Genomic DNA, 23,834 nt, shown 5'->3' with positions numbered 1-23,834 from the left:
ATTACTCGCGACCGAAAATTTTATTAAAGCGGGCCAGGAAATCCTGCGTGGTCTTCTCATCGGACAGTTTGGAAAGATCAACGTTATAAGGCTTGAAGTCCGCCAGCTTGGGCAGGCCGTCCACCGAGCCGGCATCGGCATTGGTAGGCCAGAATTTACCGGCTTCGGCACGCAGTTCCTGGCCCTGGGCGCTGGTGAGAACTTCCATCAGCAGCTTGGCCGCCGTCGGATGGGGCGGATTAGACATGATGCCGCTTGGCTGCTGTGTCACCAGCGTCCCTTCGTCCAGGTTGTAAAGATCGATGGCCTGACCCTGCTCTTTAGAGGTCATGACATTAAAGGAAGATACCATTGGGGACACGCTGCGCTCGCCGGAAGCCAGTATCCGCGCCGCTTCGGGGTTGCCGCGCACGAAAAGCACGTCCTGTTTGGCCAGCTTTTCCATATAAGACCAGTCGATTTTGCCGGTTTGCAGCAGGGCTAAAAAGAAGGTCAGGCTATTGCCTGCGGTAGAAGGATCCGCCAGGACGATTTTTCCTTTCCATTTTGGATCGAGAAAATCCGCCAGCGAATGGGGCAGATTGGCTTTATCCGGCACAGCGCGGCTGTTATAGGCGGCGGGCAGCAAAAACACGCCGATGGAATAATAGGCGCCGTCGGTATCAGCATAATCCGGACTCAGCTTATCGAAGGTGGAGACTTTATAGGGCAGGTAATACCCCTTTTGTTTCCATAAAACAGCGACATAAGGCTGGCTCATGGCGGTCACGTCGGCACGGTATTGTTTCGCCGCGCGTTCCGCTTCTATCTGGGTAATCAGGTCCGGCGCCTTTTTGCCGACGATGGTCAGATGAATCTTGGGAAAATTGGTTTTCCATAACTCGCTGAGCAGCTTTGATTCCTCGCGGCTGGCCGGAGAATAAAAATAACTTCTTTTCATTATTGGCAATGGCAGAGGTATATAACTGTTCATACACGCCGCCGGTTAATTTCAGATTATCCGCCGCCAACGCCGCGGATGATAATGAAAACAATAGTGCGGTCCCCAGCAGGATATTTTTCACGACTGTAAACGCCATAATAAGAATGCCTTTGCTAAACATCTGATACACAGATTTATATTTGATCGGAACTCATTCGATGGAATAACGCCCTTCTTTTACTATTTCGGCTATGGTGCCGTCCGGCGCCCGGAACTTCAGCGCCCCGGAACCCGGCGGTGAAAGGATTTCGCCCCCCAGCGCCCTGATCTTTTCCGCTATTTCGTCCTGATCATCCACCGATACGCCGTAATGATGCAGACGCGGCCCCGGCCCGGAGAGCAATGCCTCTTCGTGATCCTCGTTATCGTACTGCACCAGCGTAAAATCAATATGTCCGTCGGTCATATGCCGGGAGGAATGCTGACGTTTATGTTCCGTTTTGATTTGTTTAAAACCGAACACCTGTTCATAAAATTTGGTGGCATAATCAAGATCATCAACTTTAAGTGCGAGATGAACGATGCGCGAAGCGGCCATATTATTCTCCTGATCCGTAAGGTGAAAGGCGTCATTATTTATCGCGCCTTTTCAGCATTTTCTTTTAGGCGGACAAAATATTTCGGGATTATTTTCAGCCGTTAACGCTTAATTTAAATGCCCGGCAAAAATAGACTAACAGTTGGGGTCATGACTGTTAACGCACAATTTGAGATAACGATAGTTAAATAACGCCATAAGCCTGGGTCCGTTCTAAGACGGATCCGGCACGGCATAAACGGCGGCTTCTTTGCCGCCGAATCCGCCAACCATACGTTTTTGCTATCACCCATCCCCCTCCGCCGGAGGAAATTACGGTTCGCTAAATGACCGTCCTTTTGCTCAAAACACCACCACGCAACAAAAAACTATTTAATTTCAATATATTAATACGATTTTAGCCTCTCTTTTTCCCCGTCTTCAACCGGGCGTCCACGATATAAACATCCAATATTTGCCGCTATTTTATCCGTACCCAGCATCTTGTACCGTCTAAAAAAGTACAGTATAAACTATATAGTATTAAAACTATAAGTCGCTGTCCCTTACGGCGGATACCCACAAACTCACACTCCCTTACCATGAGGATTGATTATGTCATTGAAAAAATTGCTGCCTTTTTCATTGATGGGCGCGATGTTGATATGTTCGCAATGGGCCCAGGCCGGCGGGACGCTCAGGATCGCCATGACGCTGGCGGATATCCCGGTAATGGACGGCGCGCCGGATCAGGGCACCGAAGGCGTGTCCTTCGGGGGATACACCGTATTCGATCCGCTAATTGAATGGGATCTGTCCAAAAGCGACGCCGCCTCGGTGCTGCGGCCGGGTTTGGCCACCAAATGGTATATCTCGCCGGAGGATAATTCACACTGGATTTTTGAATTAAGAAAGGGCGTGAAATTTCATGACGGGTCGGATTTTAACGCCGATGCGGTAATTTTTAACCTGGAACGGGTGTTCAATAAAGATTTTCCCGCCTATGACGTGTCGATACAAAAGCAGATGGTGCCTTATATCAATGACGTTAAAAGCTGGAAAAAGCTGGATGACTACAAGATTGAAATCGAAACCAAAAAGGTCGATGCGTTTTTCCCTTACCAGATGACCCGGCTGTTGATTGCCTCACCGGCGCAGTGGGAAAAAATGGGCAAAAGCTGGCCGCAGTTCCGCCAGCACCCGTCGGGCACCGGCCCCTGGAAGCTGGATAAGCTGATACCGCACCAGGAAGCCGATCTGGTGCCGAACAAGGATTACTGGGATAAGGCCCGCGAACCCAAGCTTGACCGGCTGGTCCTGTTGCCGATTCCCGAGCCGTCCGCCCGCACCGCCGCCCTGCTGTCCGGTACCGTAGACTGGATCGAAAGCCCGGCGCCGGATACCGTGGACCGCCTGAAAAAATCCGGCATGGTGATCTCCACCAATACCATTCCCCATGTCTGGCCTTATACGGTCAGCGTGCTGCCCGGTTCCCCGTTCGCCGATATCCGGGTACGTAAAGCCGTTAACCTCGGCATCGATCGCGACGGCATGGTGCAGTTGCTGCATGGTCTCGCCACTCCCGCCACCGCCCAAATGGCCGAAGGCAATCCCTGGTACGGCAATCCCAGCTTCAAGATCAAGTATGACCCGGAAGAAGCCAAGCGCCTGTTGAAAGAAGCCGGTTACGGCCCGGACCATCCGCTGAAGCTGAAAATCGCCATTTCCACCTCCGGTTCCGGCCAAATGTATCCGCTGATGATGAATGAATTCATTCAGGAAGACATGCGCAAGATCGGCGTCGATCTGCAGTTTGATGTCTTTGAGTGGGAAGCCCTGCGCGGCCGCAGAAGAGGCGGGGCCGCGGCGCCTGAAAACAAAGGCATCGACGGCATCAATAACAGTTGGTCCACCACCGACCCTTATTATGCCCTGATTCGCTACCTGGATCCGAAAGAAGTCCCGCCGGAAGGCACCAACTGGGGCGGCATCAACGATCCGGTGATTACGCCGCTCATCCGGCAGGTGCAGGGTGAATTCGATCCGGCGAAACAGGACAAGCTGCTGGCGCAAATCCATACCCGCTTCGTGGATCAGGCCTACTTCATCTGGGTGGTACATGATGTGGGTTCCCGCGCCATGTCGCCCAATGTACAGGGTTATGTCCATGCGCAGAGCTGGTATTCCGATTATTCACCGGTATCAATGAAGCAGTAACGAGGCGCAGCCATGTTGTCGTATGTTATTCGTCGTCTCCTGTACGCCATCCCCATTTCGCTGGCGGTCACGATAGTGGTGTTTTCCCTGGTGCACCTGGCGCCGGGGGATGCCATAAACGCCCTGGTGCCGGATGAGGCGTCGCAGGAACTGGTGGATCAGATCCGTCATGAGTACGGGCTGGATAAACCGTTGCCGGTGCAATACTTCTATTGGCTGGGCAACGCCCTGCGGGGCAACCTGGGCATGTCGCTGGGCTCCGGCAGGCCGGTGGCGACGGAGACCATGACCGCGGTGAAAAACACCCTGGTGCTGGCGGTAAGCGCCGGTTTGCTGAGCTGCGTCCTGGGGTTTACCTTAGGGATCGCCGCCGGCGTGTGGCGGGATCGCCTGCCCGATCACGCCATTAGCTTTTTTACCCCTGGCGGGGGTCAGCGTGCCCCACTACTGGCTGGCCATCGTGCTGGTGATCATTTTCTCGGTAAACCATATGTGGCTGCCGCCGTTGGGCATGGGGCCGAATGAGTGGCGGCTGGACTGGGTGCATGTTCAGCATATGATCCTGCCCACGGTGACCATGGCCGCCATTCCCATTTCGGTGATTGCCCGCACGGTACGGGCCAACGTCGCCGAAGTGATGGATCAGGAATTCATCACCACCCTGTGGTCGAAAGGACTCACCCGCTCCCGTATCTTCTGGCATGTGATCCGCAACGTATTGCCCGGTTCCATGGCGGTAATGGGCTTGCAAATCGGCCATATGCTGGGGGGATCGGTACTGGTGGAAACGGTTTTCGCCTGGCCCGGCACCGGCTTTTTGATGGCCACCGCCATTTTCCAGCGCGACCTGCCTCTGCTGCAAGGCACCATGCTGGTACTGTCCATTTCCTTTGTACTGCTGAATTTGCTGGTCGACCTGCTGCAAAGCTGGGCCGATCCGCGCCTGAGGAGGATCGGATGATAAAGCAGGTTTCAGTGACCCTGACCGCGCCGGCCGTTCGGCGACCCAAGGCGGGAAGCTACAGCGCCCGGGTCTTGCGCCGCTTCCTTCATCAGCCGGTTTCCCTGGCGGCATCCCTGGTGCTGCTGATTATCCTGGTCTCCTGTATCGGCGCCAACTGGATAGCCCCCGAGGATCCCTATGCCACCAGTATCCTGATGAGGATGGCGGATATGGGCACTTCTCACCGGCTGCTGGGGGGCGACGAACTGGGCCGCGACCTGCTGTCGCGCCTGATTTACGGCGGACGGGTATCGCTGCTGATGGCTTTTATGCCGGTGATGATCGGCCTGCTGGCCGGCGGCTTTCTCGGTATCCTGGCCGGTTACGCCGGCGGCCGGGTCAATACCGCCATCATGCGCAGCATGGATATCTTCTATGCTTTCCCCTCCGTCCTGCTGGCGGTGGCCATTTCCGGCGCACTGGGGCCGGGGCTGCTGAACGCGATTTTATCCCTGTCGCTGATTTTCATTCCCCCCATCACCCGTATTTCCGAAAGCGTCACCACCCAGGTGCGGGGCTATGAATTCGTCATGGCGGCCATGCTGTCCGGCGCCTCCACCTGGCGCATCATCCGGCAGCATGTGCTGAGCAATGTCGCCGGGCCGATTATCGTGTTCGCCTCCAGCCAGATCAGTATCTCCATCATCACCGCCTCGGGATTGAGCTTCCTCGGCCTCGGGGTCAGCCCGCCCACCGCCGACTGGGGACTGATGCTCTCGTCGCTGCGGCAGTCGATTTATGTCAATCCGGCCGTGGCGGCCATGCCCGGCGTCATGATCTTTCTCTGCTCGATTTGTTTCAACGTCATCAGCGATGGCGTGCGCAAAGCCATGGAGATCCGTCGATGAACAAGGTGATTTATAACGACTCGCCGCTGCCGCCCATTACTGATAAAGGCGGACCGGCGCAGCCGCTGCTGAGGGTGTCCGGGCTGCGCAAGCATTTCCGTTTCAAGGACGGCTGGCTGGGCAGCCGCCAGCAGGTGCGCGCGGTGGACGGCCTGTCGTTCGAGGTGCTCAAGGGTGAAACCTTAGGGATTGTCGGGGAGTCGGGCTGCGGTAAATCCACCACGGCCCGGCTTATCACCGGCATGATGCAGGCGGACGCCGGGGAGATAAGCCTGGACGGCGAAACCTTCTGGCAACCGGGCAAGAAAATCAGCGCCGAAGCCAGACGCGCGGTACAGATGGTGTTCCAGGACAGCCACTCCTCCCTGAACCCGCGCATGTCGGTAGTGGATACCCTGGCCTTCGGGCTGCTGGCCCATGGCATTGATCGGGCCGTCGCCGTGGATTACGCCGGCCGGCTGATGGATGCGGTGGGCATGCCGGCGGCCGAGTTTGCCGATCGCTATCCCATCGAGCTGTCGGGCGGCCAGCGCCAGCGCATCAATATCGCCCGGGCCATCGCCCTGCGTCCCCGTCTGCTGCTGCTGGACGAACCGGTGTCCGCACTGGACAAGTCCGTCGAGGCGCAGGTGCTGAACCTGCTGGTGGAGCTGCGGGAAAGCCTCGGCCTGACCTATATCTTCATTTCCCACGATCTCAATGTGGTGCGCTATATCTCGGATCGGGTGGTAGTAATGTACCTGGGGCAAATCGTGGAGTCCGCCCCGTCGGATACGCTGTTCTCCTCCGCCGCCCATCCTTATACCCGTGCCCTGCTGGCCTCCAAGCCCTCGCCGGACCCGCGGGAAAAAATCGCCGCGCCACCCCTCACCGGCGATCCCCCCGACCCCATCAATCCTCCCAGGCACTGCCGGTTCCATACCCGCTGCGCTTTTGCCGAAGGGGTCTGTTCGGCCAAAACTCCCCATCTGCAGGCCAAACCGGGATCCCACCCGGACCATCGGGTGGCATGCTGGATTCACGTGCCGGATTCCGGCCACAGCCTGGCCGCCGGCGGCAAGGAGACCACATCATGACCGATATCACCGCCAAAACGGGCGCGGACGCTGCCACTGATAGCGCGGCCAAACCTATGGGCACGGCGGCAAACAGCGCGACCGGCAATGGGGCGGACCTGCTGGCGCTGGAGCAGCTCAATATCGCTTTCCATACCGGCGGCCAGTGGCGGTCCATCGTGCGCAATATCAATCTGCACATCGGCCACGGCCGGGTCCTGACCCTGCTGGGGGAATCCGGATCGGGCAAAAGCGTAACGTTACGATCCATTCTGGGGCTGTTGCCGCAGAAAACCACTCGGGTCAGCGGCCGTATCATGCTCAACGGACGGGATGTGGTGGCTATGAACCCCGCGCAGCAGGCGCAAATACGCGGCCGCGACGTCGGGTTTATCTTCCAGGAGCCGATGACCGCTCTCGATCCGGTGTTTCGGGTCGGCGATCAAATCGCTGAAATGCTGATGAAACACAAAGGCATCAACCGTAAGGATGCCCTGGCCAAGGTAAAGGATTTATTCGATCTGGTGCAGATCCCTTCCGCCGAACGACGGCTGCGGTCTTATCCCTCGGAGCTGTCCGGCGGCCTGCGCCAGCGGGTCATGATAGCCATGGCGGTTTCCTGTGAGCCGAAGCTGCTGCTGGCGGACGAGCCCACCACGGCCCTTGACGCCACGGTGCAGGTGCAGGTTCTGCTGCTGTTGCGGCAAATCCAGCAACAGTTCGGCATGTCAATCCTGTTCGTCACCCACGACCTGGGAGTGGCGGCGGAAATCGCCGACGACGTGGCGGTAATGTACCACGGCGAGATTATCGAAACCGGCAGCGCGGAAAAAGTGCTGCTCCGTCCCGAACATGAGTACACCAAACTGCTCACCGGCTGCTCGGTATACGGGCATTACCGGCAAAATACCCTGGGCCGGCAGCAGCCGGTTTAACATAAAGAGACAGACCCATGGCTGATAAAATCAATTTTGAACGGTTAACGGCAGTCACGGCCAGGCAAGCGATAGATGCCGGCACGCTCACCGCCGGCCGGCTGCTGGAAGCCTGCCTGGAGCGCATCGACGCGCGGGAAGACGATGTCCGGGCGTGGACCTTTCTCGATCGGGCTGGAGCGCGCAAACAGGCGGCGCAGCTGGATGCAGGCCCGTCCCGCGGCCTGCTGCACGGCATTCCGCTGGGGGTCAAAGATATCATCGACACCCATGATATGCCGTCCCGCTACGGCTCCCCCATCTACCAGCACCACCACCCGCAGTGGGACGGGGCTTCGGTAGCCCTTTCCCGGGCCGCCGGCGGTGTTGTGCTGGGCAAAACCGTGACCACCGAGTTTGCCAACCGCCACGCCGGACCCACCCGCAATCCCCTTGCTCTCGAACATACGCCGGGAGGGTCCTCTTCCGGCTCCGCCGCCGCGGTGGCGGATTTTCACGTTCCGCTGGCCCTGGGCACCCAGACCGGCGGCTCGGTGATTCGCCCGGCGTCCTACTGCGGCGTCTATGGCTATAAACCGAGTTTTCAACTCATCGGCAACGCTGGGGTGCGCACCAATACCGAAGCGCTGGATACCGTCGGCCTAATGGCCCGATCCGTGGACGATCTGGCGCTGTTCAAGGCGGCTCTCACCGAAACGCCCTATATCGCCATTGATACCCCGCCCCTGTCGGCGCTCTCCATTGCCCTGTGCCGCACCCCGTACTGGGACCGGGCCGCCGACGAGTCCCGCCGCGCCCTGGAGCAGACCGCCGAACTGCTGGCGTCCGCCGGGGCAACGGTTACCGAATTGGTGCTGCCCGGGGAGTTCGCCGGGCTTGAGGAAGCCCACCGGCAGATCTGCGCCTTTGAAATCCTGCGTAACTATGCCGATGAGCTGCGCCGGTTCCGGGAACTGGTGAGCGATGATTTCATCACACAAAGGGTGGTTCTCGGCGAACAGACCACCCTTGAGATGTTCCGTGAGGCCATTATGCTGGGGGAGCGCTGCCGGAGCTGGCTGGACCGGTGGTTCGCCGAGCGGCGCGTTGACGCCCTCCTCACCCCCAGCGCCCAAGGGGAAGCCCCTCGCGGCATCGCGTTTACCGGCAACGTGGTGTTCAATTTCCTTTGGACGTTCCTATACACCCCCGCCATCACGCTGCCTCATTTCACCGGACCGCTGGGCTTGCCCGTAGGCGTCCAGTTGGTGGGCCGAAAATACACCGACCAGCATCTGTTAAACGTCGCCTCTTCCGTCGCCGGCTTATGGTCGTAATTCAAGGGACATTATGAAAAACAACCCCGCTTCATCCATTCCTCCGGCGCAGTCAGCCGCCGGCATGTCCGTAACGGAAGCCCTTGCCGCCATGTCTCGGGGCAGCCTGACCAGCGAAACCCTGGTGGCCGCCTGCCTTGAGCGGGTAGAACAGCGGGACAGCGATGTCCGCGCCTGGGCCTATCTGGATCGTGAACAGGCGCTGGCACAGGCCCGCCAGGCGGACAGATCCGCATCCAAAGGGCTATTGCACGGCATCCCGGTGGGCGTAAAAGACATTATCGACGTGCGGGGCATGCGGACCGCGTTCAACTCGCCGGTTTATCCCCACTACTTCCCTTCCATGGATGCCGGCAGCGTCGCGATGATCCGCAACGCCGGCGGCATACTCCTGGGCAAAACCGTCACCACCGAATTCGCCAACCGTGAACCGGGGCCAACCATGAATCCCCATGACCGCCGGCGCACGCCGGGAGGCTCATCCTCCGGCTCCGCCGCGGCGGTAGCGGATTATCAGGTACCGCTGGCCCTGGGCACGCAAACCAGCGGATCGGTCATTCGTCCCGCCGGCTACTGCGGCATTGTCGGCTACAAACCCACGTTCGGCGAATTCACCCGGGTGGGGGTAAAACAGCAGTCCGGATCGCTGGATACCCTGGGACTGTGCGCCAGAAACGTACGTGACGCCGAACTGCTGCGCACCGTGCTTATCGGCACGGACTACCGGCCTGCCCCCCTACCGGAACGTCCCCTGCGCATCGCCTTTTGCCGTCCGCCGGAATGGGAGCAGGCCGACCCCGCCGTCCGCCGGCGGGCAGAGGAGTGCGCCGCCCTGCTGGCGAAGCAAGGCCATCACCTCAGTGAACCGGCGCTGCCCGTCGATTTTAACGGCTGGCTCAGGATTCACAGCACCATCGCCAATTTCGAATCGGCGCGCAACCTGGCGTTTGAAAAAACCGTGCATCGCCACCAGCTCAGCGCCAAGCTATACCAGGGCCGCATCAGGGATGGTGAAAACATCACCCTTGAGCAATATATCGCCGCCCAGCGCGAGGCCGAGACATTACGCACATTTATCCACCAATATATGGAAAATATTGATGTTATATTAACGTTATCAACCGCCAATGAAGCCCCCATAGGGCTGGATGATACCGGTACAGCCGTTTTCAACTCCCTCTGGACGCTGTTATATACGCCCTGCATCACCCTGCCTGCCGGATTCGGCCCGTCAGGCATGCCGTTCGCTATTCAACTGGTGGGACGGCGTTTCGAAGACGAAGCGCTGTTTGCCGCGGCGCTTTTGGTGGAAGAACACATTGCCGATAGATAATAAGGGGCATTGTTCAATGCTGATGTCTTCCATGGACCTGTCGTCCAACGGACCGTTGCAGTATTTTTTCCTGGGTGGGGTAGCGTTCTTTTCCGCGATTCTGGGCGGCATCAGCAGTTTTGGCGCCAGCCTTATCATGACGCCCGCCATGACGCCGGTGATCGGCATCAAAGCGGTGGTGCCGGTGATGGCCGTGGCCATGACGTTCGGCAATCTCTCCAGGATGTGGGTCTACCGAAAGGATATCCAGACCCATACCCTCCTGCAGATCATGATTCCCGCCCTGCCGAGCCTGCTGCTGGGAACCTATCTTTACAAGATACTCTCCCAGCACATGCTCGAACTGATTATAGGCCTGTTTCTGCTGGTAATCTTGCCGCTACGGCGCTATATGGCCCATAAACAAATCGTCCCCACCCCGCCATGATCATCATGATGTCGGTTTTATTCGGCTTTATTTCCGGCGCGCTGCCCGGCGGCGGCGTGGTATTACTGCCCATCCTGCTGGGTATCGGCCTGGTAGGGGGCGGCGTCATCGGCACCGATGCCTGCATCGGCATGGCCACCAATATTTTCAAAGTGGTATTTTTCCTGCTTTTTTCATTGCTCAGCACGCGCTATTTATTATATGGCCTGTTAATCGGTTTCTGCATGATACCCGGAACCTACCTGGCCCGGTGGCTGCTGGGCCATCTGCACGTCAAAATCCATACCTATATTATTGAGGCATTGATTTTTTTCAGCGGATTATCTTTTTTATACAGTTTTATTATCGAACAGGCCTGATGCTAGGCCTATTGAGCCGGCAAGATATTTTAGTGAAATGGTTTCGGCAACACATGCTGTATTTATATTATTAGAGAGAATTCCCTATAAATGGTTAATATGACGATCCCCCAGACATCGCATCGTTTTGCTTATTTAAGCATGATGCTGCTGTTATCCGCATTAATAGGCGCCGCGCTGGAAGCCGTTGATTTCAAATTGGGCTGGATGTTCGGCGGGGTGTGCGGCGCGGCGTTGACATCCTATTTTTTAATGCCGGCAATGACCTTAAGCGGAAAATTGTATATAGGCAATATGCGCCAGGCGGGACAGGCCATTCTTGGCGGAGGAATCGGCTGCTTGCTGCATTTCAGCGATATCGGCCGACTGGGCTGGTTTTTTCGATATCTTTTCATGATGGTCATTTCCCTCATTTCCTCTTTTGTCCTGGCGGTACTCTATTCTCTCATATCCACCCGGCAAACCGTCAAAACGACATTCTTTCCACCCTGCCGGGAGGATCGGCATCATGGCCAACCTGGCCAAAGAGTATGGCGCCAATGCTGAACTGGTGGCGATATTACAGTCGGTACGGATATTATCCGTGGTGGTGTTTATTCCTTTTCTGCTGCGCAATCTTCTGCATATCGATATTGACGCCATTCCGGCGATTCATGGCGAAAGCCATAGCGGACATGATATTTTCAGCACCGTATTGATATTATTGTTTGCCATGGCCGGCTATTATATGGGAAAAAAATTACATATCGCGTCGCCGTCGTTAATTGGCCCGATGCTTTTGGCCATCATCGTCAATAATCTTATGCCCGGCCAGTTAAGCATCACGATGCCGTCCTTACTGTCCCATATTGCTCAAATATTACTGGGTGTCACCATCGGCCATGGCATCATTTCACGCTTATTCTTCATCAAGCTGCGGGATCTGATTATCGGCCTGTTTTCCATAGTCCTGCTGCTGCTGTTTGCGGTGATTATCGCCGCCCTGTTTCGCCTGGTGGCTGATGTGGATTGGCAAACCGCCATCCTCAGCACCGCTCCCGGCGGCGCGGCGGAAATGATTGTGCTGGCCAAAACCCTCAACACCCACCTGGAAATCGTCGTCACCGCGCAGGTTGTCCGGCAGATCATGGTCAACGCCCTGGTGCCGCTGTGGGTAGTACTGTCCGATCGGATGGAGAGCGTACTGCGCAAAGGGGCGGTGGATAAAGAGATCTGATCGGAGTGAGGGCAGGCCCGCCAGGCCCGCTATCACCGAAGTTTGAACCGAGCGTGTTAAAGGGAAAGCGCCACATGGCGCGGTAAAGCCGCGATTACCAGGGGTTAAAGCGAGCGTGTTGAAGGGAGAGCGCGCCAATGTGGTCGAAGCGGGCGTGGTTTTCCCGCCCGCCGGAGCGCCACATGGCACGCTAGGCCCGCTATCACCGGGCCTGAACCGTGCCCGTTCAGGACCAGGATAACATCGTTAGCGCGTGGTATTGGTGTAATACACCCCCTGCCGGGCATGAATCAAGCGATACTCAATAACAAAGCCGCCGAGGTCATAAGCCGAGCGAATCACCTCCAGCACCGGCTCCCCCTCAGCGGATCCGAGATGCTCACGATCCTCTTGATCCGCCAGGGCAGCGTAAACCTTCTCATCCACCCTCACTATCAGAAGATTATACTGGCGGTCAAAAAAACTGGCGATGCTGGAAGGACGCAGCCGGGCAAAACGCTCGGCGGCATTAGGACAAAAATCCCCCCGCACGACGATATGCTCGATAATCGCCGGACGCCCCCCCGCCGAACGCAGACGGGTCACCCGGCTTACCGGAGATCCCACCGCAATATCCAACTGCTGCGCGTCAAACTCCGTCGCCGTCCCTTCCGCAAAATCCAGATAGGTCGCCCGCTCCGTACGTTCGCCCTGCTCGGAATAGAAATTCAGAAACTTATAGGGCTTGGCCGCCTTGCCCCCTCGGTAGGTGGCGATGGTGGTGCCCCGGCCGCGCTGGCGCACCACCACGTTATCCTGCACCAGCTTTTCCACCGCTTTGCGCGCGGTGCCGACGCTGACGGAATACTCTTCGGCCAGGGCTATTTCACTGGGCACCAGATCCCCCGGCCGCCACTCGCCGCTCAGCACCCGGCGGATTAAATCCTCCTTTACCGTCAGATAAATCGGCTTGCGGGGTTTGGGTTGCTTCGGATCCGATGCCTTGGTTTGTTCAATCATAATGTGCCCGGTGTCGCCCCTAAAGTGCGGTTGCACGTCAAAAACGGGTAAATCAGTACCGATCGGCGTCGATGGGCGGAATGGGTTCGGCCAAATCCATCTCTTTGCCCATATACGCTTCAATGGCCGCCAGCGCATCGAACCAAATGATCAGCCGGCGGTGAATATTGTCGATTTCATCCTCGTGCACCGGAATGCCCTGCAGAGCCAGCGCCGAACGAACGTAGTCAAGAGTCAGATGCATTATTGGTTCTCCTGTGCCATGAATCCCGCCACTGTCTTGGCAAGATCGGGTTTGACGGCGTGCCATCCCGCCGCGCGCTCATAGCTGTCGGCCACCTGCAGCACGGTTTTTTCATCAAAAGGCCGGCCGGCGAACTGCAATGCCAGCGGCAGGCCCTGACGGGAGAATCCCATCGGCAGAGAAATTGCGGGAACATTGGCCAGGCTGAACGGATAGAGCCCGATTCGCCGTTCCATCAGCCGCCTTACGGCATCATCCCCCGTATCCAGGCGTTCCTGCATCTGATCGATGGGCTTGGGCGCCGTGGGCACGGTGGGACAAACCAGAATATCAACCTGGTTAAAGGCGTCAAGCAGTTGCCGCCGCGCCAGGAATCGGCCGCGCATCGCCCGGTTATACACCGTGGCCGGAATCAGCGATGCGGCGGCCAGCCGGGTACGGGTGCCGGTATCAAACCGGTCATAGCGATCGCGCAGATACTTGCTGACAAACCAGGCGGCCACATCGGCGTCCAGGCTAAGCAGAATCAGCGGAACGGCGAACAGCGTCAGGGGCAGCGAAATAACCGTCACGTCTGCGCCCAACTGCCGGAGCAGCTCGATAGAGGTCTCAAAGGCGGCGCTGACTTCATCGCTGGTACTGTCGTTATAGGCGATTTCCCGCACGATGCCCAGCTTGAGTCCTTTCAGGGATTTACCGGGTTCCGGCATGAAATCCAGATCCGAATGGCGGCTCGATAGATTATCCCGCGCGTCGTAGCCGGAAATCGCCGTCATGATTTGCGCGGCATCCGCCACCCGCCGGCAGATAGGCCCCAGCACGTCGGTGGTATAGCCTTCCATCACCGCACCGAAACGGCTCACGCGGCCAAAGGTCGGCCGCAGGCCCACCACGCCGTTGAATGCGGCGGGACCGCGAATGGACCCGCCGGTATCCTCGCCGATGGAAAACGAACACATGCCCGCCGCCGCGGCTATGCCTGAACCGGTGGATGAACTGGACGCCGAGTAATCGGGATTCCAAGGGTTGCGCGGCTCACCATAAGCAAAGTTGATGGTTCCCCCTTTGCCGAACTCATGCAGGTTCTGCTTGCCGATCAAAATCGCACCGGCCTCGGTGAGTTTTTCAATCACCGCCGCGTTGCAGGGAGCCACCGTCTCATCTTCATTAAGCACTCTGGTGCCGAGGGTCGTGGGGAACCCCAGCGCGTGCATCTGATCTTTAACGCCAAAAGGCAAACCGTGCAGCGGTCCGCGATACAGCCCGCCGGCAATCTCTTTCTCCGCCTGGCGCGCCTTCTCCAGCGCCCGCTCGCGATCGGTGGTTATCCAGGCATGCAGCACCGGATCCCAGCGTTCAATACAGCGAAAACTGGATTCAACCAAATCAACCGGCGAGATCTTCCTTTGCCGGATTAACTCGGCCTGTTCCGCACTCCCGAGCTGCAGTAATTCTTCCGCCATGCTTTTTGCTCCGCCAAAATAAACCTTGTTTTAACACTATCATTAAAACTATAGAGTTTTAAGGAGAAGTCAACTTCCTTATTCTTATGGCAAAGCAAAAAAAGCGGCATCTTAAAAGCGTTTATTAGTCAGTGTTGTCGACATATGCAACGAGGCGTCGGCCACGTTTTCACAATGGCCTGCCAAAACGGTGAAATCGGTTGTTGAATCGATACCTTATATCGAACAAGTAACGGACAAAGTCAGCGCCATTAGTTGATAAAAACTCCGCTGCACAGCTTTATTATCCTTGAAAGAACTTTGCGGCGAAGCTATTGGACGCCCTTCAGACAGCCACGAAGCCACCATCAACAAATAGCTCTTCTCCACCAATGAAGCTACTTTCATCTGATGCCAGAAACAGTACTGCCCTGGCAACTTCCCCAGTCTGGGCAAGCCTGCCAAAAGGGATGGCTTGATGCATCCACTCCTCAGATCCGGCATTGTTCTGCAAATACGTCTGCATAGCCGGAGTCAGTACCATGCCGGGAGAAACCACATTCACGCGAATGCCCTGGCTTTTCAGATCGGTCGTCCAGGTTCGTGCAAATGAGCGGATCGCAGCCTTTGTTACGCTGTAAATAGACAGATTAGCAAAGCCTTTGCTACCCGCGCCTGAGCCGGTCAGCACAATTGCGCTGCCGGCAGACATCAGTGGCAGCGCCTTTTGCACAGTAAAAACCAACCCTTTGACGTTAATGCCAAAGACCCGATCAAAGTGATCTTCCTCAATACCGCCGATTGGGGCGGACTCGGACACTCCCGCATTAGCGAATACCACGTCTACGCGGCCGTGATCGCTACGTATTTTTGAATAAAGCTTATCAAGATCGGAAATGCGGCTGACATCCCCTTGTACACCGATTGCCCGGTTGCCGATTTCTTTTAGCGCCTCATCAAGGCGTTCCTGACGGCGGCCTGTGATATACACGTAGGCGCCTTCTGCTGCGAACATCTGGGCTGTCGTCAAACCGATACCGTCTGTACCGCCAGTAATCACCACGACCTTATTCTCAAATCTCATCGTCATATCTATACTCGCTTAACTATGAAGTGGAGGGTTGCTCCACATACTATGCGGAGGTATCCTCCATTTAACAAGTTTAGCGAGGAAATAATTTTGGCTAATGAAACCCCATTGCGGGCCGATGCGCAGCGAAACAGGGAACGGATTCTTGCCGCCGCTGAGGAAGTCTTTCTTGAGAGAGGAGCTGGAGTTTCATTAGAAGACGTCGCAAAACGCGCCGGTGTCGGAATTGGAACACTCTACCGACGTTTCCCCACACGCGAAGTATTATTAGCAGCCACATACAGTGATCGATTTCTTGAGTTTGCAGAGGCCAGCCGCGCAAGAGCTTCTGCGCTTGATCCGCTGAGCGCTTTGCGTCTTTATCTCGAAGAACTCGTCCAATATACAAATTTATATCGTGGCATTGCGGTGTCGCTCGGAACGGTGTTACAGATTGGAACTCCAGGATGTCTTGCTACCAGCGAGGAGGGCTCCCGGCTTTTACTGCGCGGGCAAAAGGCGGGATCAATTCGGTCTGATATCAGTTTTGACGATTTGGTATGCATAGCCACTGCAATTTCACTCGCTACTGAGCAACACAGTTCACCTCAATCACATATTGCTCATTTGGTTGGAGTATTCATGAATGGAATCAAAAGGGGCAATGAGTGAGCTAAATGACCGCCCGCGGAACAAAACCTCCTTAGTGACAGCTTTTCCAGCCCCCAGTCATCCAGGATGAGCACAGTTTTATTCGCCGGCTGCTGCAGAAGTTTGCGGTAACTGCCCTTCCGCATGCCCGGTGTTCGGGTCATCCAGCAACCGGGGCAGCCGCCACTCACCCATTTGATAGATAATTGAATGTTTCCTTGTCCGGGCAGCCATGGGAGAGAACCCGCCATTAGGCAGGCGGGTTCTTTGCGTTCAAGGCATTCAGTTTTCCTTAACCATATCTAATTCCTCTATAAATTTTACCCCATCAGCGGTACGTATCCAGCGCGGCGCCCGCAGTTCGTCAGCGAAATAACTCACCAAATCGAACAGCAATCCGGTCAGTATGGGCTCCATTTCCGCCGATAACGTCCGTTCCGTCAACAGTCGCGCCAGCGCATGTGTCAACATCGTGAAGCGGTGGCCCCTTTTCAACGTTTCCGTTGTCCACTGTTTATCGTTTTAACGTCCGCTCATTATCGCGTCATCTGACGCACTCTTTGCCGATAACATTCCTGCCTTGCGTTTATCTTTCAGCCGGTAGCTTTGCCCCTTTATATTAACCGTGGTTGAGTGGTGCAGTAAGCGGTCCAGGATCGCCGATGCCAGCACGTTATCGCCGAACACTTCTCCCCAGTCCACGAAGCTTTTATTCGAGGTCAGTATGATGCTCGCTTTTTCATAACGCCGATTCAGCAGCCGGAAGAACAGGCTCGCCTCTTCCCGCGTCATCGGCAGATAGCCGATTTCATCGAGGATCAGCACCCGGCTATAGCTTAACAGTTGGATCTGCCTCTCCAGGCGGTTTTCTTGTTTTGCCTTAAGCAGTGTTGCCATCAGTTTATCCAGCGGCGTGAACAGCACCCTGTGTCCACCATCCGCTGCTTTGACGCCCAGGGCCACCGCCAGATGGGTTTTCCCCACCCCCGGCGGACCCAGCAAGATAACATTTTCATTGCGCTCCACGAACGCCAGTCCCGCCAACTCGCGGATCACTTTGCGATCTATTCCCGGCTGGAAGGTGAAGTCGAACTGCTCCAGCGTTTTTATCCAGGGTAACCGGGCCTGTTTGAGCCGTGATTCCAGGCCCCGGCTACGGCGCCCGTTCCATTCCTGTGACAAGGCGCGGATCAAGAACTCCCGGTAGTTCAGTTCTTCTTTCGTGGCCTGCTCCAGCAGGTTTTCCACCGCGCCGCTCAGATGGTCCATTTTCAGCCGGGTCAGTAGGTTTTCCAGTTCGTTCATCACTGTAGTCCCTCATAGGCATCCAGCGGTCGTTGCTCTACCTGGCAGGTCCGCTGCCACAGCGCCTGGTGATGTTCCGGCACCGTCTGCCATCCGGCGGTGGCCGGTGACAACGGATGGCGGGCGATAAGCTCGTCATTGCCGTAGACGCGTAACTCGTCGTCCAGGGTAATGCGTACCGTAACCTGGCGCCCGCACCAGGCTTCGGGCAGGCTGTAGCGGTTGCCCCGCACGTCGATGTAGCCATCCCAGGCCGCTTGGCGGATATCGTGATAACTCGTATCGAACGGACCGGCGGGCAACGGTTGCAGGGCGGTTTTCCGCCTCGAACCGTTCTGTCGGTGTCTGATGGAACTGGCGCAGGTCGCGTTGATCGGCCTCTTGCGCCAGCCACTGGGTCAGGAGCTGATTGACGTGCGCAAAACTGTCGAACCGGCGATAGTGAACGAAGAAGTTGTGTTTCACATAACCCACCATGCGCTCCACTTTCCTTTGGTCCTGGGCCGGTGAGGCCGGCAGGCACGGGGATAAAGCCGTAGTGCTTCGCCAACGACTGGAAGCCGGCGTTGAAGATAACCTCGCCGGTATTATCGTGTTTGAGTACCGCGGCCTTCTGGTTATCAACCAGCACGGTTTTCACGCTGCCGCCGAAGTAACCGAACGCCTGCACCAGCGATTCGTAAGTGTGCTCCGCATCCTGGCAGGGCGCGGCGAAGACATGGAAGCGGCGCGAGTAGCCCAGCGTATTGACCGCAAAGTTGATTTTACACGGCAGGCCCGCCACTTCGGCTTCCACTTCACCCCAGTCGTGCTGCAACTGATAACCGGGCTGCGTTTCGAAGCGGACGGTTTCACGACCATGCCGGAGTTGGCGTTTGGGCTGGATATATTCCCGCAGCACGGTGGTACCGCCATCATAGCCTTGCGCCTTGATTTCCTGGAAAATCACTTGCGCGTTCCAGACATGTTCGCTCAGGCGCATATCGATAAAAGCCATATAAGGTTCAAGTTTGCGCATACGCCGCCGTGAAGGCACTTGGCGAGGACATTCAGGCTCGGACAGGTGACGCCTGACTGTGCGTTCGGAGCAGCCAATCTGACGGGCAATGTCGATAATATAAGCGCCATGAATGCGCATTTGTTTTATCATTAGATGGTCCTCTCTGCTTAACATTGCTCTTCCTTTTTCGGTGTAGGAACCTTAAAGAAAGACCATGTTGGGTGGAGTGGACAACTTTTCCGATGAATTACGACCTTATATCAGCGATGCCGACACATGGGTATACCCGCAGAGCAAATCGGCATCCGGCTCAAAGCGAGGCAAGTTCGTCGGCAGCTCATCCACGGTCAGGCTTTCAATCAAATGAGGCGGGATCGCATCATCCAACGTAGGACGCAACTGCCCCAAACAATAAGCAAGCCGCCTGCAGAGCGCCTGACGTGACGCCGGTTCGTCTCTATGCAACAAAGCGTCGGCCAGGTTTTCACAATGGCCTGCCAGAACGGTGAAATCGGTGGTTGAATCGACAGGAATGGAAAGTAACGCGTGAGTTTGTGTAGGGATCGTTGCCATAGACATAAGGCAGCCTCAGTGAGTAATAAATTCTTCCCACCACCGGAGAGGCTAATCTCGCGGGTGGTGGAACCGAACGGGGTTAGCCTTACCGGCCTCACTGACACCGGCGCGTCTTTCGACGCCCCCGTCCGGCCCACCATTGAAAGGTAGCCGAACGCACGACACAAAAAAAGCGCAGACGCGCCTTATGTCGTCAGTGAAGTTATGCAGGAGGCTAATCCCGACGCCTGATTTTGCAGGCGCGGCTAAAAGATACCGTTAACGGCAATGAACCGCAAGAAATTTCGGCAGGAAAATGCTCGTAAAGGTATTAACTTTAATATTATTTATCAGTTAGTTAGTGAATGAAGATACAAACTGATCTCACCCTGAAAAGCAATGACCAGCAAATAGCCCCTGTGTGGATGAATAAAATTTATGGCTTCTTTAGCGCTGGATGGTAGGTCAGCATCTTGATAATTTGACAGCCAGATTTATTCTGGGAAATAACGCTCGCTTTTGACCGATGTTAATCATGCTTTTAATACTATTTCGTATTTTCATAGAGCAAAGTGTCTCATGATCTAGGGGGCAATATATGTCTAATCGACAGGCCTCTAATAGTCTGAAGCGGACAAGATGTTATGACCGGCGGTGGAGGAGCAGCATTGTTCTCGTCACTGAGAGAACATCAAGAATATACCACACACTGGCAGTGATTCTAAAATCATAAGCGACCCCAAGATGACACTGCATGGCTTTACATCGATGTAGCACATTCAGCCCGCAACATGATACTGTTTATCCGCACTGTGAAAAAAGGTTATTGCTATTCATTACTTTATAAACGGGATAACAAAAAGATAATATTAAACTATTGAAGCCTATTGATTTATTAATGTATACTTTGACTAATAATTAATTACTCCTAGTCTTTATAAGATACCAAGGAACAATATTTTCCATAGGACAGAGATTGTAGGCAAAGCGAGATAATCTTCTATCGTTGGTCACAATGGGTCGTGTTAAAGCTATATGTAATATATTTACATCCGTTATTCCGTATTGTAGAAAATAAGCATGTTTCGTATCATTTTTAGGAATGACATCAATTATTTCGGCTATTTCAGAAATTAATCGAAGAGTTTTATATGCCTCATCAGCAGCAGAATCATGGAGATCAATGAGGTTTGAAACTTCAGTTAATATATAAGGTGTGGTTGCAAAATTTGAAAAGCTCGATATGTATGAAGTTAAAATTTCATAATCTTCAAACGTAAAATCCCTCAATCTTTTGAGCTAGTTATGTAATCACCATGATCCACAGAGCCTATTACGAATAGAAGTAATAGGTTTGTATCGAAGAGTGGAATTGCTTTCACAAATCACTTCCTGTTTCTATTATAAGTTTTAAAGCCTTTGAAGGTTTTAAATATTTTATCAATTATAAAACACGCCACTTCCGCCTTTCTCCAAGTAAAGACAAAAGTTGCAGGAAGGCGTCACATCATCGGGAACTTCACTATCTGAGTAACTTAGTGTTACTTCTATGTTTCCGTCCTCAATAATGGCTTCTTCAACTGTTATATCTTTTGCGTTTTCACTAAGTTGTTTAAGGAATCTATTGCAACACGTGTTGCTTCTTGGATATCGTTTACAGCGCTCATAGTTCGCCTTTATAAAATAAAAATATTCATATAAAGATTAACCCCATACATGCCTATTTGTCTACGAAAAAATGCGAGGTTATCTCCTCGAGTTAAAATTATTAGTATCAGTTTTCGTCGGCGTTACACACTATTTCATTAGCTCGCCAAGCACTTTTCTTCGTGCTCAATTGCGCGCATGAATGGCTGGGCCTTGGCATTACGCTCGATAGCGGCGATCTGATTAATTAATCGCCATGATGCCAAAACCGGACAGCCAGACGGCGGTGTTAAACCTATCGTTGGCGTTCGAACATTACAAAGAATATCACCCTAATAGCACTTTAGGATATCGCTCACCAAGAGAATACCGGCGCAGGGGAAACCATCAACCTAAGCGGGAATAGATGCATGGATATATGGGGTCAAAACCACCAGATTAGCGAGGGTGCCAAATTAAGTAAGGGTTGACTTAACCCTACTCGTTTTTCCGCCCGACCTTCTCTGAGCAGGCCATCAACCGTTTTATAAACGAACGCAGGCTAAGGTTCGATGCGGATGAGGAAAACGGCCTGCTGCGCATCTCCCGTCTTCTCGGTGGCCACGGCCAGAACCCGCCCCAAATCCACAAGATACCGCTACAATTGCTGTGCTTGAGGCCGTGAAAAAGGGGGGGTTGCGATGCACATGCACACGCTCAGCCAGCTCCTGGATCCGGAAGCCAAAAAAATCCCCTACTCTGGCGGTTGATAGGTAGGTGGTTTTGGGCTCGCGAAACTGAACGCTCAGCGGGTCCGGAAGTGATGTACTAACCAAGATACCCCTGCGTTTTACCATAAACTGTCTGAACATAAAATCTTAATGAAAAGCCCCAAGGGACTTTTCATTCATAAGCATCGGCAAAATGCTCATTACCACATCAAATCATCGGGCACCTTGAAATCGGCATACGGATCGTCTTCATCTTGCTCTTCCTGGCTCAGCGCGCTGTTTAATACAATACTGCTCGCATCGCGCTGTGCAATTTTATCGGCTACGCTCGCGGGGATAATAGCGTATTCACTCTTCCCGCTGTTATCAACAACCAAACGGGCAATGGCGAGACGGCCACTGATCAGCTGAGCTTGAGTAAGCTTATCCACATTTATTTTTTTAATTAAATTATTATCAGTGAAGTTGAAACCAATATCGCCTTTTGAAATGTCGATTCTGTTCATTTCAATGAGCTGCTTCACCTGGGCTTTATACTCTTTTGATAGAGCAGCTTGTTTTTGTTGTTCGCTTAACTGTTTATCACGCTCAAGCTGTGCTTTTTTATTCTCTTCCACCGCCGCTCTTGCCTCACGAGCCTGAACCCGCGATTTTTTAGCCGTTCTTTCGACTTTGGCTATTTTTTTGCTGGTTACTAATCCAGCTTTCAGCATCTGCTCTTGTAAGGTGAGTTTTGTCATCTTCGTTTCTAAACCAGTTGAATAATGTGTGGGATTATACCCGTAAATTTTGAGACTGTACCAGATTGCAGGACCTGATCTCAGTGTAGCTTGAGTATTCACCTAGGGTAACGCAGGGGGTGGAGCGTTATACGACATAAGCACCCCAGCAGGCTAGGTCGGCCCGCCATCGCCAAAGGTGAAAGCGAGCGTGTTAAAGGGAGAGCATGCCGAAGGGGTCAAAGCGGGCGTGGTTTTCCCGCCCGCCAGAGCGCCCCTTGGCATGGTAGGCCCGCCATCACCGGCCGTGCAACGAACCTGTTGAAGGGCGACCGTGACAATGTGGTCGAAGCGGGCGTGGTTTTCCCACTCGGCGGGGGCCTATCTTACTGTGCTCAGATACCGATACACCACCGCCAGATCCTGCTCGCCCAAGCCGGCGTCCACTGCGTTCTGCCAGAACTCCTTGATAACGCTCAGCCCCGGCAGATCCTCGGAACCCGCCGCGTCTAATGCCAGGTTCGCATCCTTCAGCGCCAGCGACAGCTGCATCTGGGGTGTATAATCGCCGGACTTGATCATCTCCAGCTTATTCTTCACATAAGGCGCGGCCAGGGGACCGCCCTCCAGGGCCGCCCAAAAATCGTCCGGCGTAAAGCCCAGGGTTTTGGCTAAAAACAGACTTTCCGTCATCCCCTGCACCATAGAGATAAGCCAGGCATTCACCACCAGCTTCATCCGGGAACCGGCACCGGCGGCGCCCAGCCATTTTGTGCCCTTGGCGATGGCGCCGAATACCGGCTCTACGGCGGCGGCCCGTGCGCGATCGCCGCTGGCCAGCACGGTAATCTGGGCATTTTCCGCCGGGGCCTTGGTGCCGGACACCGGCGCATCCACAAAGACTACGTCAGCGCGCGCCTTGGCGATGGTTTTATCCAGCTTCTCAGTGGAGGTAATGCCGATCGTGCCCATCTGCACCACAACCGCCCCTGGCTTAAGATGCTCAACAATGCCTTTATCGCCGATAATCACCTCTTCCGTGGCGGCGGCATTGGTCAGCATCGAGATAACCACATCGGCGTCCCGTACCGCTTCCCGGGGCGTATTGCACAACGTCAACCCCGCCGCCGCGAGATCGTCTCCCTTGCGGGGAGAACGGTTCCAGCCCCGCACGGTGAACCCTTTTTTCAACAGATTGGCCGCAAAGGCATGGCCCATTGCGCCTAATCCAAGCACGGCAACTACTGGAATATTGTTCATTAATGTCACCCTTATTTACTGTACT

The 23,834-nt window shown here is 54.9% G+C and carries 24 protein-coding genes and 3 pseudogenes; 14 read left to right on the top strand and 13 right to left on the bottom strand.

Annotated features, from left to right (window positions below; translation table 11 throughout):
* Nucleotide 1 precedes the first annotated feature (1 nt).
* Nucleotides 2-973 carry an ABC transporter substrate-binding protein gene (locus GTU79_RS10010; protein ID WP_214513880.1) on the bottom strand — a complete coding sequence of 324 codons (972 nt, stop codon included), beginning with the start codon at nucleotides 971-973 and terminating at the stop codon, nucleotides 2-4.
* 160 nt (nucleotides 974-1,133) lie between these two features.
* On the bottom strand, nucleotides 1,134-1,520 hold the full coding sequence (locus GTU79_RS10005) for a VOC family protein (protein ID WP_203522036.1): 387 nt from the start codon (nucleotides 1,518-1,520) through the stop codon (nucleotides 1,134-1,136).
* 594 nt (nucleotides 1,521-2,114) lie between these two features.
* Here GTU79_RS10005 and GTU79_RS10000 point away from each other — a divergent pair.
* The 12 genes from GTU79_RS10000 (at nucleotide 2,115) to GTU79_RS09950 (ending at nucleotide 12,208) form a co-directional block, all read left to right on the top strand.
* A complete protein-coding gene (locus GTU79_RS10000) occupies nucleotides 2,115-3,716 on the top strand; it encodes an ABC transporter substrate-binding protein (protein ID WP_203522037.1) in 1,602 nt (533 codons plus the stop codon).
* Between the two features lie 12 nt (nucleotides 3,717-3,728).
* A complete protein-coding gene (locus tag GTU79_RS30185) occupies nucleotides 3,729-4,241 on the top strand; it encodes an ABC transporter permease (RefSeq protein ID WP_253073523.1) in 513 nt (170 codons plus the stop codon).
* Nucleotides 4,153-4,677 (top strand): ABC transporter permease, encoded by a 525-nt coding sequence (locus GTU79_RS30180; RefSeq protein WP_253073522.1) that lies wholly within the window; start codon nucleotides 4,153-4,155, stop codon nucleotides 4,675-4,677. The genes GTU79_RS30185 and GTU79_RS30180 overlap by 89 nt, the downstream gene beginning before the upstream one ends.
* Nucleotides 4,674-5,567, top strand: coding sequence for an ABC transporter permease (locus GTU79_RS09990; RefSeq protein WP_203522038.1), 894 nt, complete (start codon nucleotides 4,674-4,676; stop codon nucleotides 5,565-5,567). The genes GTU79_RS30180 and GTU79_RS09990 overlap by 4 nt, the downstream gene beginning before the upstream one ends.
* The gene (locus GTU79_RS09985; protein WP_203522039.1) at nucleotides 5,564-6,643 is read left to right on the top strand and encodes an ABC transporter ATP-binding protein; all 1,080 of its coding nucleotides are present in this window, start codon (nucleotides 5,564-5,566) and stop codon (nucleotides 6,641-6,643) included. Before GTU79_RS09990 ends, GTU79_RS09985 begins: the two co-directional genes overlap by 4 nt.
* Nucleotides 6,640-7,557, top strand: coding sequence for an ATP-binding cassette domain-containing protein (locus GTU79_RS09980; RefSeq protein ID WP_203522040.1), 918 nt, complete (start codon nucleotides 6,640-6,642; stop codon nucleotides 7,555-7,557). The genes GTU79_RS09985 and GTU79_RS09980 overlap by 4 nt, the downstream gene beginning before the upstream one ends.
* Nucleotides 7,558-7,574: 17 nt before the next feature.
* Nucleotides 7,575-8,873, top strand: coding sequence for an amidase (locus GTU79_RS09975; RefSeq protein WP_203522041.1), 1,299 nt, complete (start codon nucleotides 7,575-7,577; stop codon nucleotides 8,871-8,873).
* A gap of 13 nt (nucleotides 8,874-8,886) precedes the next feature.
* Complete coding sequence (locus GTU79_RS09970; RefSeq protein ID WP_203522042.1) at nucleotides 8,887-10,206, top strand: amidase; 1,320 nt, start codon at nucleotides 8,887-8,889, stop codon at nucleotides 10,204-10,206.
* Between the two features lie 16 nt (nucleotides 10,207-10,222).
* Nucleotides 10,223-10,633: a sulfite exporter TauE/SafE family protein gene (locus GTU79_RS09965; RefSeq protein WP_214513879.1), complete on the top strand. Its 411-nt coding sequence runs from the start codon at nucleotides 10,223-10,225 to the stop codon at nucleotides 10,631-10,633.
* A gap of 5 nt (nucleotides 10,634-10,638) precedes the next feature.
* Nucleotides 10,639-10,992: a hypothetical protein gene (locus tag GTU79_RS09960; protein WP_214513878.1), complete on the top strand. Its 354-nt coding sequence runs from the start codon at nucleotides 10,639-10,641 to the stop codon at nucleotides 10,990-10,992.
* A 90-nt stretch (nucleotides 10,993-11,082) separates the two neighbouring features.
* Nucleotides 11,083-11,538: a hypothetical protein gene (locus GTU79_RS09955; protein WP_214513877.1), complete on the top strand. Its 456-nt coding sequence runs from the start codon at nucleotides 11,083-11,085 to the stop codon at nucleotides 11,536-11,538.
* The gene (locus GTU79_RS09950) at nucleotides 11,501-12,208 is read left to right on the top strand and encodes an AbrB family transcriptional regulator (protein WP_214513876.1); all 708 of its coding nucleotides are present in this window, start codon (nucleotides 11,501-11,503) and stop codon (nucleotides 12,206-12,208) included. Before GTU79_RS09955 ends, GTU79_RS09950 begins: the two co-directional genes overlap by 38 nt.
* A gap of 246 nt (nucleotides 12,209-12,454) precedes the next feature.
* Here GTU79_RS09950 and GTU79_RS09945 read toward each other — a convergent pair whose 3' ends face one another.
* The 4 genes from GTU79_RS09945 to GTU79_RS09930 form a co-directional block, all read right to left on the bottom strand.
* Nucleotides 12,455-13,207, bottom strand: coding sequence for a GntR family transcriptional regulator (locus tag GTU79_RS09945; protein WP_203522045.1), 753 nt, complete (start codon nucleotides 13,205-13,207; stop codon nucleotides 12,455-12,457).
* 52 nt (nucleotides 13,208-13,259) lie between these two features.
* The gene (locus GTU79_RS09940; RefSeq protein WP_203522046.1) at nucleotides 13,260-13,451 is read right to left on the bottom strand and encodes a hypothetical protein; all 192 of its coding nucleotides are present in this window, start codon (nucleotides 13,449-13,451) and stop codon (nucleotides 13,260-13,262) included.
* The gene (locus tag GTU79_RS09935; protein WP_203522047.1) at nucleotides 13,451-14,914 is read right to left on the bottom strand and encodes an amidase; all 1,464 of its coding nucleotides are present in this window, start codon (nucleotides 14,912-14,914) and stop codon (nucleotides 13,451-13,453) included. The genes GTU79_RS09940 and GTU79_RS09935 overlap by 1 nt, the downstream gene beginning before the upstream one ends.
* Nucleotides 14,915-15,239: 325 nt before the next feature.
* Nucleotides 15,240-15,983: an SDR family NAD(P)-dependent oxidoreductase gene (locus GTU79_RS09930; RefSeq protein ID WP_203522048.1), complete on the bottom strand. Its 744-nt coding sequence runs from the start codon at nucleotides 15,981-15,983 to the stop codon at nucleotides 15,240-15,242.
* A gap of 90 nt (nucleotides 15,984-16,073) precedes the next feature.
* On the opposite strand from GTU79_RS09930, the gene GTU79_RS09925 reads away from it, so the two are divergent.
* Entirely contained in the window at nucleotides 16,074-16,634 is a 561-nt protein-coding gene (locus tag GTU79_RS09925) for a TetR/AcrR family transcriptional regulator (protein ID WP_203522049.1), read from the top strand.
* A 261-nt stretch (nucleotides 16,635-16,895) separates the two neighbouring features.
* On the opposite strand, the gene GTU79_RS09920 is transcribed toward GTU79_RS09925, so the two are convergent.
* From GTU79_RS09920 to GTU79_RS31350, 5 genes and pseudogenes are all read right to left on the bottom strand, one after another.
* Nucleotides 16,896-17,084 (bottom strand): hypothetical protein, encoded by a 189-nt coding sequence (locus GTU79_RS09920; RefSeq protein ID WP_203523183.1) that lies wholly within the window; start codon nucleotides 17,082-17,084, stop codon nucleotides 16,896-16,898.
* Between the two features lie 51 nt (nucleotides 17,085-17,135).
* The gene (gene istB / locus GTU79_RS09915) at nucleotides 17,136-17,918 is read right to left on the bottom strand and encodes an IS21-like element helper ATPase IstB (protein WP_162368808.1); all 783 of its coding nucleotides are present in this window, start codon (nucleotides 17,916-17,918) and stop codon (nucleotides 17,136-17,138) included.
* Nucleotides 17,918-19,092, bottom strand: a pseudogene (istA, locus tag GTU79_RS09910) (IS21 family transposase). The gene istB and the pseudogene istA overlap by 1 nt, the downstream one beginning before the upstream one ends.
* An 81-nt stretch (nucleotides 19,093-19,173) precedes the next feature.
* The gene (locus GTU79_RS30170) at nucleotides 19,174-19,497 is read right to left on the bottom strand and encodes a hypothetical protein (protein WP_253073521.1); all 324 of its coding nucleotides are present in this window, start codon (nucleotides 19,495-19,497) and stop codon (nucleotides 19,174-19,176) included.
* 47 nt (nucleotides 19,498-19,544) lie between these two features.
* Nucleotides 19,545-19,634: pseudogene (locus GTU79_RS31350) on the bottom strand (hypothetical protein); the annotation flags it as partial.
* A gap of 1,736 nt (nucleotides 19,635-21,370) precedes the next feature.
* Between GTU79_RS31350 and GTU79_RS09900 the strand changes: the two are divergent.
* A pseudogene (locus tag GTU79_RS09900) lies at nucleotides 21,371-21,590 on the top strand (hypothetical protein); the annotation flags it as partial.
* Nucleotides 21,591-22,030: 440 nt separating this feature from the next.
* Here the strand turns inward: GTU79_RS09900 and GTU79_RS09895 are convergent.
* Together GTU79_RS09895 and GTU79_RS09890 are read right to left on the bottom strand one after the other, a co-directional pair.
* Entirely contained in the window at nucleotides 22,031-22,570 is a 540-nt protein-coding gene (locus GTU79_RS09895) for a DUF2058 domain-containing protein (RefSeq protein ID WP_203522053.1), read from the bottom strand.
* Nucleotides 22,571-22,930: 360 nt separating this feature from the next.
* On the bottom strand, nucleotides 22,931-23,809 hold the full coding sequence (locus GTU79_RS09890; RefSeq protein ID WP_203522054.1) for an NAD(P)-dependent oxidoreductase: 879 nt from the start codon (nucleotides 23,807-23,809) through the stop codon (nucleotides 22,931-22,933).
* Between the last annotated feature and the right edge of the window lie 25 nt (nucleotides 23,810-23,834).

Source organism: Sodalis ligni (assembly GCF_016865525.2).
GTDB classification, from domain to species: Bacteria; Pseudomonadota; Gammaproteobacteria; order Enterobacterales; family Enterobacteriaceae; genus Acerihabitans; species Acerihabitans ligni.
Note: the sequence above shows the minus strand (reverse complement) of the source record. Positions and strands in the feature narration are given on the sequence as shown.